Annotated in this window: 12 protein-coding genes; 8 read left to right on the top strand and 4 right to left on the bottom strand. The window is 66.9% G+C overall.

What is annotated here, in order from left to right; genetic code table 11:
* Positions 1-1,511 (bottom strand): ABC-F family ATP-binding cassette domain-containing protein (locus tag Q7T84_RS13325; protein ID WP_304809685.1); only part of this gene is annotated, 1,511 nt, incomplete at its 3' end.
* Between the two features lie 167 nt (positions 1,512-1,678).
* Between Q7T84_RS13325 and ndk the strand changes: the two genes are divergently transcribed.
* Together ndk and Q7T84_RS13315 are read left to right on the top strand one after the other, a co-directional pair.
* On the top strand, positions 1,679-2,098 hold the full coding sequence (ndk, locus tag Q7T84_RS13320; protein WP_304809683.1) for a nucleoside-diphosphate kinase: 420 nt from the start codon (positions 1,679-1,681) through the stop codon (positions 2,096-2,098).
* A gap of 122 nt (positions 2,099-2,220) precedes the next feature.
* On the top strand, positions 2,221-2,520 hold the full coding sequence (locus Q7T84_RS13315) for a hypothetical protein (protein WP_304809682.1): 300 nt from the start codon (positions 2,221-2,223) through the stop codon (positions 2,518-2,520).
* On the opposite strand, the gene Q7T84_RS13310 is transcribed toward Q7T84_RS13315, so the two are convergent.
* Positions 2,517-2,705 carry a hypothetical protein gene (locus Q7T84_RS13310; protein WP_304809679.1) on the bottom strand — a complete coding sequence of 63 codons (189 nt, stop codon included), beginning with the start codon at positions 2,703-2,705 and terminating at the stop codon, positions 2,517-2,519. The genes Q7T84_RS13315 and Q7T84_RS13310 overlap by 4 nt on opposite strands.
* A gap of 222 nt (positions 2,706-2,927) precedes the next feature.
* Between Q7T84_RS13310 and Q7T84_RS13305 the strand changes: the two genes are divergently transcribed.
* From Q7T84_RS13305 to Q7T84_RS13290, 4 genes are all read left to right on the top strand, one after another.
* Positions 2,928-3,776 (top strand): acyl-CoA thioester hydrolase/BAAT C-terminal domain-containing protein, encoded by an 849-nt coding sequence (locus Q7T84_RS13305; protein WP_304809677.1) that lies wholly within the window; start codon positions 2,928-2,930, stop codon positions 3,774-3,776.
* Positions 3,777-3,851: 75 nt separating this feature from the next.
* Complete coding sequence (locus Q7T84_RS13300; protein WP_304809675.1) at positions 3,852-5,012, top strand: acyl-CoA dehydrogenase family protein; 1,161 nt, start codon at positions 3,852-3,854, stop codon at positions 5,010-5,012.
* A gap of 27 nt (positions 5,013-5,039) precedes the next feature.
* Positions 5,040-6,260, top strand: a complete 1,221-nt coding sequence (locus Q7T84_RS13295) for a CoA transferase (RefSeq protein WP_304809674.1) — start codon at positions 5,040-5,042, stop codon at positions 6,258-6,260.
* Positions 6,257-7,036 carry an enoyl-CoA hydratase/isomerase family protein gene (locus tag Q7T84_RS13290; RefSeq protein ID WP_304809672.1) on the top strand — a complete coding sequence of 260 codons (780 nt, stop codon included), beginning with the start codon at positions 6,257-6,259 and terminating at the stop codon, positions 7,034-7,036. The genes Q7T84_RS13295 and Q7T84_RS13290 overlap by 4 nt, the downstream gene beginning before the upstream one ends.
* A 70-nt stretch (positions 7,037-7,106) precedes the next feature.
* On the opposite strand, the gene purM is transcribed toward Q7T84_RS13290, so the two are convergent.
* Positions 7,107-8,132, bottom strand: coding sequence for a phosphoribosylformylglycinamidine cyclo-ligase (purM, locus tag Q7T84_RS13285; RefSeq protein WP_304809670.1), 1,026 nt, complete (start codon positions 8,130-8,132; stop codon positions 7,107-7,109).
* Positions 8,133-8,225: 93 nt separating this feature from the next.
* On the opposite strand from purM, the gene rnd reads away from it, so the two are divergent.
* Positions 8,226-9,407, top strand: a complete 1,182-nt coding sequence (rnd, locus tag Q7T84_RS13280; RefSeq protein ID WP_304809668.1) for a ribonuclease D — start codon at positions 8,226-8,228, stop codon at positions 9,405-9,407.
* 82 nt (positions 9,408-9,489) lie between these two features.
* Here rnd and Q7T84_RS13275 read toward each other — a convergent pair whose 3' ends face one another.
* Entirely contained in the window at positions 9,490-10,653 is a 1,164-nt protein-coding gene (locus Q7T84_RS13275) for an MFS transporter (protein WP_304809665.1), read from the bottom strand.
* Between the two features lie 103 nt (positions 10,654-10,756).
* Between Q7T84_RS13275 and Q7T84_RS13270 the strand changes: the two genes are divergently transcribed.
* Positions 10,757-11,683 carry a LysR family transcriptional regulator gene (locus Q7T84_RS13270; RefSeq protein WP_304809663.1) on the top strand — a complete coding sequence of 309 codons (927 nt, stop codon included), beginning with the start codon at positions 10,757-10,759 and terminating at the stop codon, positions 11,681-11,683.
* Positions 11,684-12,177: the final 494 nt, after the last annotated feature.

Below are 12,177 nucleotides of genomic sequence, written 5' to 3'. Positions count from 1 at the left end.
GGCGCGATGCTCCCGTCACTGGCCAGCCACAGGCGGTCGGCGACCAGTTCCATCAGCGAGCGGTCGTGGGTGATCAGGATGACGGCGCCCTCGTACTCGTTCAACGCGTCCAGCAGGGCGCGGCGCGAGTCGATGTCGAGGTGGTTCGTCGGTTCGTCGAGGATCAGCAGGTGCGGAGCCTCAAGCGCCACGAGGTTGAGCAGCAGGCGGGCGCGCTCGCCGCCCGATAGGCTGTCGACCGTGGTCTCGACCTTCTGGTGGCCCAGGCCGTACTGGGCCAGGCGCGCGCGGCGGCTAGCCTCGGAGGCTTCCGGCATCACCGTGCGGATGATGTCGAGCGGCGTGTCCTTGGGGTTCAGGGCTTCGATCTGGTGCTGATGGAACCAGCCGACCTTGAGCCGGGCCGAGCGGGTGAACTCGCCCGATTGCGGCTTGAGCGCGCCGGCGACCAGCTTGGCGAAGGTCGATTTGCCGGCCCCGTTGACGCCGAGCAGACCGATGCGGTCGTCAAGGTCGAGGCGCAGGTTCAGATGCTTGAGGATCGGCGTCTCGTCATAGCCGGCCGACACGCCTTCCAGGCGCAGCAGCGGCGGGGCCAGGGGGCGTTCGGGCGAGGGCAGGATGAAGGGCGCGACGTGTTCGGCGACCACAGAGGAGACCGGCGGCAGCTTCTGCAGCATCTTCAGGCGCGACTGGGCCTGGGTTGCCTTGGACGCCTTGGCGCGGAAGCGATCGACAAAGGCCTGGAGGTGGGCGCGCTGGGCGTCGACCTTGGCCTTGTTGGCCTCCTGCAGGCGGGCCTTTTCTTCGCGCTGGCGCTCGAAGCTGTCGTAGCCGCCCGTGTAGATGGTCAGCTTGCCGTCCGCGAGATGCAGGATGTGGTCGCAGCTATTGTTCAGGATCTCGCGGTCGTGGCTGATGATGACCGCAGTGTGGGGGTACTTCTTCAGCCGGCTTTCCAGCCAGAGCGCGCCTTCAAGGTCGAGATAGTTGGTCGGTTCGTCGAGCAGCAGCAGGTCAGGCTCGGCGAACAGCGCCGCGGCCAGGGCCACGCGCATCCGCCAGCCGCCGGAGAACTCGGCCATCGGACGGGACAGATCGGCGTTGGAGAAGCCAAGACCGGAGAGAATTTCCGAGGCGCGCGACGGCGCGCGGTCGGCGCCGATCTCATAGAGCCGCGCGTAGATCTCGCCCATGTGCTCAGGCTCGGCGGTCTCGAGCTCGTTGGTCAGGCGCTCGCGCTCTTCGTCGGCGGCCAGCACGGTGTCGAGCAGGGACACCGGGGTCGCCGGGTGTTCCTGGTCCACCGAGGCGATACGCGCGGTCTTCGGATAGCCAATCTCGCCGTCGCCGGCGTGGAGTTGGTCGAGGATCAGCTTGAACAGCGTGGATTTACCCACCCCATTGCGGCCGACGAGGCCCACGTGGGCTCCCACAGGAATGCTCACGGTCGCGTGGTCAAAAAACCGGCGGCCCCAAGCGTCGAAGGTCAGATCATTGATTTGCAGCATGGCGAGCGCGGGGGCTTATCAGAGGGAGGCTCTTGTGGGAATGCGTCCATTGTCCCCGGAGGCGCCGGCGACCGCCCTGCTTGGCGATGTCACATGGTGCGGTTATAAGCCCGCCACCCGCGCGGGGCTCCGCGCCTCCCCAACAATACAAAGACAAGTCAGAGACAATGACCGAACGCACCTTCTCGATCATCAAGCCGGACGCCACGAAGCGGAACCTCACCGGCAAGGTCAACGCGGTGATCGAAGACGCGGGCCTGCGCATCGTCGCTCAGCGCCGCATCCAAATGACGGAAGCCCAGGCCAAGAAGTTCTACGAAGTCCACGCCGAGCGCCCGTTCTACGGCGAACTGGTCGAAACCATGACCTCGGCGCCGGTCGTCGTGCAGGTCTTGGAAGGCGAAAACGCCGTCGCCAAGTACCGTGAAGTCATGGGCGCCACGAACCCGGAACAAGCCGCCGAAGGCACGATCCGTAAGCTGTTCGCCCTGAACGTCGGCGAAAACTCGGTCCACGGTTCGGATAGCCAAGACAACGCCAAGCTGGAAATCGCTCAGTTCTTCACCGACGACCAAATCGTCGGCTAAGAGCGTCGGGAACGGTGGAGCTCGTGCCGCGTTGATCTAGCGCGGCATGAGCCCATTTGGTCCCTCCAGAGACCAGCCGCATCAGTCAGGCCCCGTTCGGCAAAGAGCCGGGCGGGGCCTGCTTGTTTTCAAGGAGCGGCATCATTCGTAAGGCACCCCCCATCGTCACAGCCGGCGCAGGCGACCTGAAGTTCGCCGGCCACGAGTTGCAGGTCGCCTACGAGATCACCGGGCAGATGAGGACTCTGGCCTCGGCCCATGTCCCCCTGCGGGGTTTGCTGCGTACCGAGCCGGACGTCGCCGAGGCGCTGTTCCGAGCAGGCGAGGCGGCGCTCGTTCTCGACGATGGCCGCGGCTGCCGGATCCGCCTGCTCGGCTATACGAGCGGTAGCGACACGGCCTATTTCGAAATCAGGATCTAGCGCGGACGCGTGATCTGGCTCGGGCGCAGGTGCGGCGAGTACAGGCGGTCGTAGGGTCCGGCGCTATTCAGGTGCAGGGCGGCGTCGAGCAAGCCGGCGCCGTGCAGGCCCTGCGGCGGCGGCTCCTGCGACAAGGCCGCCCATAGGCCCTCGGCTTCCTTATGCAGACGCTCGTTACGTTTCACGTTCTTGCGATCCATGCGGGTCGAACAATTCAGGCGCGCTGAAGTTCCGTCCCAGTAAGGTTGATAATCGGTAAGAAATTGTATCTCCCGGCGTTGTTGCAGCACGCGGGGTCGCGCGGGCCGTTGTGCGCCTAGTTCACGAACGGCCGGCCGAGACATCGTTTGAGCGCCCGGCCCTGCGCGTCGCATCCTCACCCGAGCAAAGCTGTGGGGACCCAAGTCGTGATTGAGATTGTCACCTTGACCGGAGAGGTCCAGGGCGCGCTGGCTTACCCCGCTCAGGCGTCCGGCTTGGGCGTCTTGGTGCTGACCGGGTCCAGCGGCCGGGTCGATGTGGACAGAGCGCGTAGGTTCGCCGAGTGCGGCGCGGTGGCCCTGGCCCAGCGCTGGTGGGGCGGAGAGAGGCAAGCGCCGGGCATCAACCTCATTCCGCTGGAGGTCTTCATCAAGGGGATCGATCGCTTGCAGGCCGAGGGCTGCACCAGGATCGCGATCCTGGGGACCTCGAGAGGCGCCGAGGCCGCGCTGCTGACCGCCGTGCGCGATCCGCGCGTCGATATCGCGATCGCCATCAGCCCGACCCATGTGGTTTGGCCGGATTTTGGACCTGGGCTCGACGGCGTGCGGTGGCCGCCGCGTTCGGCCTTCACATGGCAGGGTCGGGCTCTCCCGTTCATCGTCTACGATCCAAGAGTCTGGCCGGCGGCTGGCGAACGGCAGATCTACCGACCGACTTGTGAAAAGAGCCTGAGGACCTTCGCCGAGGATGTCCCCGCCGCCAGCATCCCGGTGGAAGCGGCGCGGGCCGAAATCATCCTGGTCGCTGGGGCGGGCGACCTGCTCTGGCCCTCGGAGACCGCCGCGCGCGCCATAGCAGCGCGGTTGGAGCAGCATGGCAGGCGGGCGACTATTATCGAGCATCCCCACGCCGGCCATAGCCCGGTGTTTCCTGGCGAGCTCCAACCGCCGGAGCCGGCGGCCCGGGCCTGGGGCGGGACGCCGCAAGCTGATCGTGAGTTGGGAGGGGCGGCCTGGGCCGAGATCGCCCGACGGTTGGACCTGGCCGCCTAACGCTACGGCATGGGTTTCACCGCCGGGGGCATATGCGCTAGCTGAGGGCGCGGCGCGCGGCCGTGGTGGAGGATCGTGTTGGACGTCAGCGAGAGCTTTCCGGAGATCCGCGATGCGGTGCGCAAGCTCTGCGCCCAGTTCCCCGGCGAATATTGGCGCGCGCTCGACCGCGACCGGACCTATCCGACGCAGTTCGTCCAGGCCCTGACGCAGGCCGGGTTCCTGTCCGTGCTGATTCCGGAGGCCTATGGCGGCTCGGGGCTGGGCCTGGCCGCCGCGACGGCGGTGCTGGAGGAGATCCATCGCTCGGGCTGCAACGGCGGGGCGTGTCACGCCCAGATGTACACCATGGGCACGATCCTGCGGCACGGCAGCGATGCGCAGAAAGAGGCCTATCTGCCGAAGATCGCCACCGGAGAACTGCGCCTGCAGGCGTTCGGCGTCACCGAGCCAACGGCTGGGACCGACACCACTCGGATCTCAACTTTCGCCCGGCGTGAGGGCGACCACTATGTGGTCAGCGGCCAGAAACTGTGGATCAGCCGCGCCGAGCACTCCGACTTGATGGTGCTGCTTTGTCGGACCACGGCCCGCGAGGACGCGGCCAAACCGTCGGACGGCATGAGCGTGCTGATCGTCGATCTGCGCGAGGCGGTGGGAAACGGCCTGACCATCCGCCCGGTGCGGACCATGCTGAACCACGCCACGACGGAACTGTTCTTCGACGAACTGAAAGTGCCGGTCGCCAATCTGGTGGGGCAGGAGGGCAAGGGCTTCCGCTACATCCTCGACGGCATGAACGCCGAGCGCATCCTGATCGCATCGGAGTGCATCGGCGACGGCAAGTTCTTCATCGACCGGGCCAGCGCCTACGCCAAGGAGCGAGAGGTGTTCGGCCGGCCGATAGGCCAGAACCAAGGCGTCCAGTTCCCGATCGCCCGGGCCTATGTGCAGCTCACCGCCGCCGGACTGATGGTCGACAAGGCCGCGACGATGTTCGACGCCGGCGAGCCGTGCGGGACCGAGGCCAATATGGCCAAGATGGTCGCCTCGGAGGCCTCGTGGTTCGCCGCGGACATGGCGGTGCAGACTCACGGCGGGTTCGGCTTCGCAGAGGACTATGACATCGAGCGAAAGTTCCGCGAGACGCGGCTCTATCAAGTGGCCCCGATCTCCACGAACCTGATCCTCAGCCACGTGGCGACCCACGTGCTGGGGATGCCGAAGAGTTTCTGAGGCGAGAGCGCCCTGCTGGAGTTTTGAATGTACGACCTTCTGAAGGGGCTGCGCGTGGTCGAGGGTTCGGCCTTCGTGGCGGGGCCGACCTGCGGGCTGTATCTCGCCCAGCTTGGGGCCGAGGTGATCCGGTTCGACAATATCGGCGGCGGGCCAGATTTCGGGCGATGGCCGCTGACGCCCGGGGGCGACAGCCTCTATTGGGAGGGGTTGAACAAGTCCAAGAAGTCGGTCGCGCTAGACCTTGGCCGGCCCGAGGGTCGCGAACTGGCGGCCCGGCTGGCGGCGGCGCCGGGCGAAGAGGGCGGGGTGTTCGTCACCAACTTTCCGGTCGAGGGGTTTCTTTCCTACGAAAAGCTCGGCGCGCTGCGGCCTGACCTGATCTGCGCGCGGGTCATGGGCTGGGCCGATGGCGGGCCCGCGGTGGACTACACCGTCAACAGCGCCATCGGCGTGCCGATGATGAATGGGCATCCGGATGACCTGCGCCCCGTGAACAACGTGGTGCCGACCTGGGACCTGCTGACCGGCGCCTATGCGGCCTTCGCCCTGGTCGCGGCGCTGCATGCGCGGAGCCGGGACGGGAAAGGGCGTGAGATCCGTATTCCGCTGTCGGACATCGCCGGATCGACCATGGCCAATCTCGGCTATCTGGCCGAGAGCCTGGCGGGACCGGACAGGCCGCGGATGGGCAACGACCTCTATGGCGCTTTCGGGCGCGATTTCATGCTCAAGGGCGGCCAGCAAATCATGCTGGTGGCGATCACGCCGCGTCAGTGGAAGGGCCTGCTGGCGGTGCTGGAGATCGAAGCGCCGGTGGCGGCGCTGGAGGCCGAGCTGGGCTTGAGCTTCGCGAGCGACGAGGGGCTGCGGTTCGATCATCGCGGGCGGCTGTTCCCGATCTTCGAGGCCGCGTTCGCCCGCAAGACCCTGGAAGAGTTGAAGCCCGCCTTCGAGACGACCGGCGTGTGCTGGGGGCCGTATCAGCCGATGAGCAAGGCGGCGGAAGACCCCCGGCTCATCAAGGGCAATCCGGTGTTCAGCGACGTGGTCCACCCCAGCGGACGGACCTATCCCGCTGCCGGCTTCGCCGGGACGATCCCACAGGATCTTCGGGCGCCGGCGCGGGCGGCTTCGAAGCTGGGACAGCACACCGACGAGGTTTTGGCGGAGGTGCTAGGGCTCTCCTCGGGCGAAATCGCGCGATTGCATGACACCGGCGTGGTCGCCGGACCGGAGGGACGATGACCAGCACGATCGAACTGAGCGAGCCGTCGCCGGGTGTACGGGTGGTGACCTTGTCGCGCCCGGAGGCCGCCAATGCGCTGAACACGGCCATGGGCGAGGAACTGCTGGCGCTATGGACCGAGCTGGCGGCCGATCCGACGATCCGGGTGGCGGTGCTGACCGGCGCGGGCCGGTTCTTCTGCGCCGGGGCGGACTTGAAGGAACGCGACGGCATGAGCGATCAGGCCTGGTCGGACCAGCACGTGATGTTCGAGGCGATGATCCGCGCCCAGCTGGCCTGTTCGTTCCCGATCATCGCGGCGGTGAACGGCGCGGCCATGGGCGGCGGCGCCGAGATGGCCCTGGCCTGCGACTTCGCCTGGGTCGCCGACACCGCCAAGATGGGGCTGCCCGAGGTTGGGCTGGGAATTATTCCAGGGCTTGGCGGGACCCAGTTCGTGACGCGGGCCGTTGGAGAGCGCCGCGCTGCCGAGTTGCTGATGTCGAGCCTGCCGGTCGATGCGGCTCAGGCGTTGGAGTTTGGCCTGGTGAACCGCGTGGTTCCAGCCGCCGAGCTGATGGCTCAGGTGTTGGAGCGCGCCCAGGTGATCGCCAGCAAGGCGCCGTTGTCGGTGAAGGCGCTGAAGGCCGTGGTGCGCGGCGGGGCCGCCCTGCCGCTCGACCAGGCGATGGAACTGGAGTTGTCGGAGTACAATCGTCTGTTCCGCACGGCTGATCGCCGCGAGGGCGTGGCGGCGTTCAACCAGAAGCGGTCGGCGGTGTTTAAGGGCAAGTAAGGGGGCCGATGCGCCGCTGCGCGTCGCCCCCCTCACCTGACCTCTCCCGAGGGAGAGGAAGTTAGGGCCCCTAAGCCTCGACCAGTTCGCCACAGACGAAGGCGTCTTCGCCGGCGTGGAGCAGGCCGTCGAGGACGTCGGGCAGGTTCTCGGGGCTGACGATCAGCATCATGCCGACCCCGCAGTTGAAGGTGCGGCGCAGTTCGTGCTCGGAGATGCCGCCGACCTCGGCCAGCCATTGGAAGACCGGGGGCAGGGCCCAGGCTTCCCAATCGAACTTGGCTTCCAGGCCCTCGGCGATGGCGCGGGGCGGGTTCTCAATGAGGCCGCCGCCGGTGATGTGAGCCGCGCCCTTGATCCGGCCAGCCTTGATCTGGGGCAAGACGCTTTTGATGTAGATCCGGGTCGGGGCCATCAGGGCTTGGGCCAGGGTCTTGCCTTCGGCGAACGGCGCGGGAGCGTCCCAGGCCAGGCCCGAACGCTCGACCACACGGCGAACCAGCGAGTAGCCGTTCGAGTGCGGGCCCGAGGAGCCAAGACCGATCAGCAGGTCGCCGGGCTTCTGGGTGTCGAGGGTCGGCAGCACCGCGCCGCGCTCGACCGCGCCGACCGAGAAGCCGGCCAGGTCGTAGTCACCTTCGGCGTACATGCCGGGCATCTCAGCGGTCTCGCCGCCGACCAAGGCCGCGCCGGCCTGCTTGCAGCCCTCGGCGATGCCGGCGACCACACGGGTGGCTTCCTCGACGTTCAGCTTGCCGGTGGCGAAATAGTCCAGGAACAGCAGCGGTTCGGCGCCCTGGGCCAGGAGGTCGTTGACGCACATGGCGACCAGGTCGATGCCGACCGTGTCATGCTGGTCGGTGTCGATGGCGATCTTGAGCTTGGTGCCGACGCCGTCGGTCGTGGAGACCAGCAGCGGATCGGCGTAGCCGGCCGCTTTCAGATCGAACAAGGCGCCGAAACCGCCCAAGGCGGCGTCCGCTCCGGGACGGCGAGTGGCCTTGGCCAGGGGCTTGATACGCTCGATCAGGTCGTTCCCGGCGTCGATGTCGACGCCCGCCTGGGCGTAGGTGAGGCCATTGGGTCGATCGGTCATGTGACGCCTTTTGGGCTCAGGGGAGGCAGAAATTAACGCCAGCGCGCATCCGGCGCTTGCAGACTCGGGGTTGCGCGAGCGTATAGCTACTTGATGACGCCGATTACAACCACCGCCGAACTCCAGGCGTTCTGCGACAAGATCAAAGGCCAAGCCTTCGTCGCCGTAGACACCGAGTTCATGCGCGAGACCACCTACTGGCCCAAGCTCTGCCTGATCCAGGCCGCAGCCCCCAACGCCGAGGCGGTCATCGACCCCCTCGCCGACGGGCTGGACCTTGAGCCTTTCCTTGAAATCCTGCGGGATCCGAGCATCGAGAAGGTGTTCCATGCCGCCCGCCAGGACGTCGAAATCTTCAATAATCTGAAGGCGATGCCGGTTCCGCTGTTCGACACCCAGGTGGCGGGCATGGCGGCCGGGTTCGGCGAACAGATCGCCTATGACGCGCTGGTCCGCCAGATGCTGAAGATCGAGATCGACAAGTCCTCGCGGTTCACCGACTGGGCCAGGCGACCGCTGACCGAGGCGCAGCTCGTCTACGCCCTGGGCGATGTGACGCACCTGGCCAAACTCTATCCGATGCTGCGTTCGCGGCTGGAGACCGAGGGACGGTTGGCCTGGGTGGTCGATGAGATGCGCAGCCTGGCTGATCCAGCGCTCTATGATGTGACGCCGGAAAACGCCTGGAAGCGACTCAAGCCACGCCGCCACACGGCCAAGTACCTTGCGGTTTTCAAGGCTGTCGCAGCCTGGCGCGAACGCACCGCTCAGATCCGCGACCAACCGCGTGGCCGTATCCTGAAGGACGATGCGATCGACGAGGTCGCGACGCAGGCCCCGACCGACGCGGACGCGTTGGACCGTCTGCGCTCGGTGCCCAAGGGCTTCTCGGGCTCGCGGTTCGGGCCTGACCTGCTGGCCGCCGTGCGCGAGGCCCTGAAGGATCCGGAGGCCTATGCTCCGGTCGTTGAGCGCGCCAAGCATCACGCGTCGCCGGCGGCGGGCGCGGTCGTCGAACTGCTGAAGGTGCTGCTGAAGGCGCGGTCCGAAGATGCGGGCGTGGCTTCTAAGCTGATCGCCACGATGTCGGATCTCGAGCAGATCGCCAATGACGACAACGCCAAGAGCCCCGCGCTCACCGGCTGGCGCCGCGAGGCGTTCGGAGAGGACGCCCTGAGGCTGAAGCGTGGTGAACTGGCCCTGGGGCTGGACGGCACGCGGGTGCGGGTGGTGGAAGTGCGCCGCGCGCCCAAGGCGACCGCCGCGGCGGAGTAGCAACCGCGAAAGCCTTCCCGGACAGGAAGGCGCGCAATCGAAACTGAAAACGGCTCCCTCGAACGAGGGAGCCGTTTTCGTATCAGCAGGCCAAGGCGGGCTTAGTCGCCAGGCGTTGGCTGTAGAGCGCCGCGGCTATTGCGGCGGCGGGCATGATGGCGCCGATCCAGGTGACGGCGTGTAGGCCCGGGCCGTGATCGATGACCGTCCCGCCCAGCCACGCGCCCAGGGCGTTGCCGAGGTTGAAGGCCGCGATGTTGAGGCTGGAGGCCAGGGTCTGGCCCGCGCCGCCGGCCGCCTCCATCACCCGAAGCTGCAATGGGGCCACGGTGGCGAACGCCGCGGCGCCCAGCAAGCCTGTGAAGATTACCGCCGCGACCTTGCTCTCCAGGAAGAAGGTCATGGCCACCATGACCACGGTCAAGGCCGCCAGGGTTCCGAACAGGGCGGGTGTCAGGGCGCGGTCGGCGAACTTGCCGCCCAGTACGTTGCCGGCCACCAGGCCGCCGCCGAACACCAGCAAGATTGGAGAGACTGCGGCGAGCGGAAAGCCGGTGATCTGGGTGAGGATCGGCTGGATGTATGTGAAGACCGCGAAGACGCCGCCGAAGCCTAGAACCGTCATCAGGAGCCCGAGCAAGACCTGCGGGCGCTTCAGCACCGCCAGTTCGTCCGCCAGCGGGCCGACCTCGGGGGCCTTCTTGGCGCGCGGCACGAAAGCGATGAGCACGATGGCGGCGAAGACGCCGATGCCGGTCACCGCCCAGAAGGTCGAGCGCCAGCCGAAGGCTGCGCCCAGCCAGGCGCCAAATGGGACCCCGACCAGGGTGGCGGCGGTCAGGCCGGTGAACATCAGGGCGATGGCCGAGGCGCGGCGTTCTGGCGGGACAAGACCAGCGGCGACCACCGAGCCGACACCGAAGAAGGTGCCGTGGGCGAGAGCCGTGATAATCCGGGCGATCATCAGGGTCTCGTAGGTCGGGGCCAGGGCGCAGGCCAGGTTGCCGAGGGTGAAAATGACCATCAGCCAGACCAGGGTGGTCTTCTGCGGCAGGCGGCGGGTGGCGATGGTCAGCAGCGGCGCGCCGGCGAAGACACCGAGCGCGTAGCCGGTGATCAACAGGCCCGCGGCTGAGATGGAGACGCCAAGATCGCCGGAGACCTGCAGCAGCAGTCCCATGATGACGAACTCGGTCACCCCGATCCCGAAGGCTCCGGCGGTGAGGGCGTAGAGGGCGAGGGGCAATGGAGGACTCCGGGACTGGCGGCGTGGTCCCGGCTAGATGGCGCCAATCCGATCAGTGAATTAGAGTGCCATTTGGAATATAAGATGTGAGTTCAAGTCCAATATGGCCAGGCCCGACGTCAATCGTTCGACCGAGATGGAGGTCTTCGTCCGGGTGGTTGAGACCGGAGGCCTCTCGGCCGCGGCCCGCGCCCTACGGATCACGCCCTCGGCGGTCAGTAAGTTGATGGCGCGGCTGGAGGCGCGACTGGGCGCGCGGCTGCTCAACCGCTCGACCCGCAAACTGCAATTGACGGCGGAGGGCGCGGCTTTCTACGCGCGCTCGGCCCAGGTGCTGGCCGATATCGACGAGGCCGAGCGTGAAGTGACGGCCGGCGCGGCGCCGCGCGGGCGGGTGCGGGTGAACAGCAATATGGGGCTGGGGCGCCAGCTCCTGCTGCCGCTGGTCCCCGACTTCCTCGCCAAACATCCTGAGGTCACCTTGGACATCGTCCTGACCGATCAAGTCGTGGATCTGCTGGATGAACGGGCCGATGTCGCGATCCGGGTGGGCGATCTGCAGTCCTCAAGCCTGATGGCGCGAAAGCTGGGCGAGAGCCGGTCGGTCGTGGTGGCCTCACCGGACTATCTGGCCCGGCGGGGCGTGCCGACAACGCTGCAGGACCTCGCTGGTCACGATCAGCTCGACTTCAATTTCACCCGCAGCGTCCGCAATTGGCCGTTCCTGGGGGCGGATGGAGAGGTGGCCTATCTGCCCGGGGTGGCGGCGGTGCAGGTCGGGGATGGGGAGAGCTTGCGTGAATTGGCGCTGGCCGGGGCTGGGCTGGCGCGGATGAGCGCTTTCTCAGCAGCCCGCGACATCGCGGCCGGGCGGCTTGTTCCGGTGCTGGAGGCGTTCAACCCCGGCGATGTGCTGGAGGTCCACGTGGTGTTCCTCGGGCAGGGCGGCCACCTGCCGGCGCGGGTGCGGGCCTTCATCGACTTTCTGGTGGAGAACCTGCGACTGCCGAATTGGAGTCCTGAGACCTGAATGCGCGAAGCTGTGGATAACTTTGAGGGCTGACGACATTTCGCCTAACGCTGGTTTTCCACTGCGTTTTGCACCGGTTGTCCACCGCTCGGCCGCACGCTGGCGCGCAAGTCCGCTTGCCAGCCGATCCGATCGGCGCGAGCCTCCAATTGTCGAAAGGAACTGCCGCGCAGGAGACCCGGGAGACCGGACCACCCAGCAAGCAGAAGGCTCCGAGAGACTGGCGACTGGGGCGACCCGGAAGTCGATCTCGAAAGGGTCACGACGACGAAGACAGCCAGCCAGGGCGACCTCGCGAACCAGAAGCGTCGAAGACCTTGAGACCTCAGGCTGCAGAGCCTGGATGAGAAGGCGACGCCGTGGGAAACCATAGCGCCGCCTTCTTGCTATTTGGGGTCTACTTCTCCGGATCGGTCAGGGCCTTGTAGACCAGCGGATACGAGATCGAGCGGACCTCGGGCGTGTCGCGGCCGGGGATCGAGCCGTTGAGGTTC

The sequence above is a fragment of the Phenylobacterium sp. genome, from assembly GCF_030654915.1.
In the GTDB taxonomy this organism is placed as follows: Bacteria; Pseudomonadota; Alphaproteobacteria; order Caulobacterales; family Caulobacteraceae; genus Phenylobacterium.
Note: the sequence above shows the minus strand (reverse complement) of the source record. Positions and strands in the feature narration are given on the sequence as shown.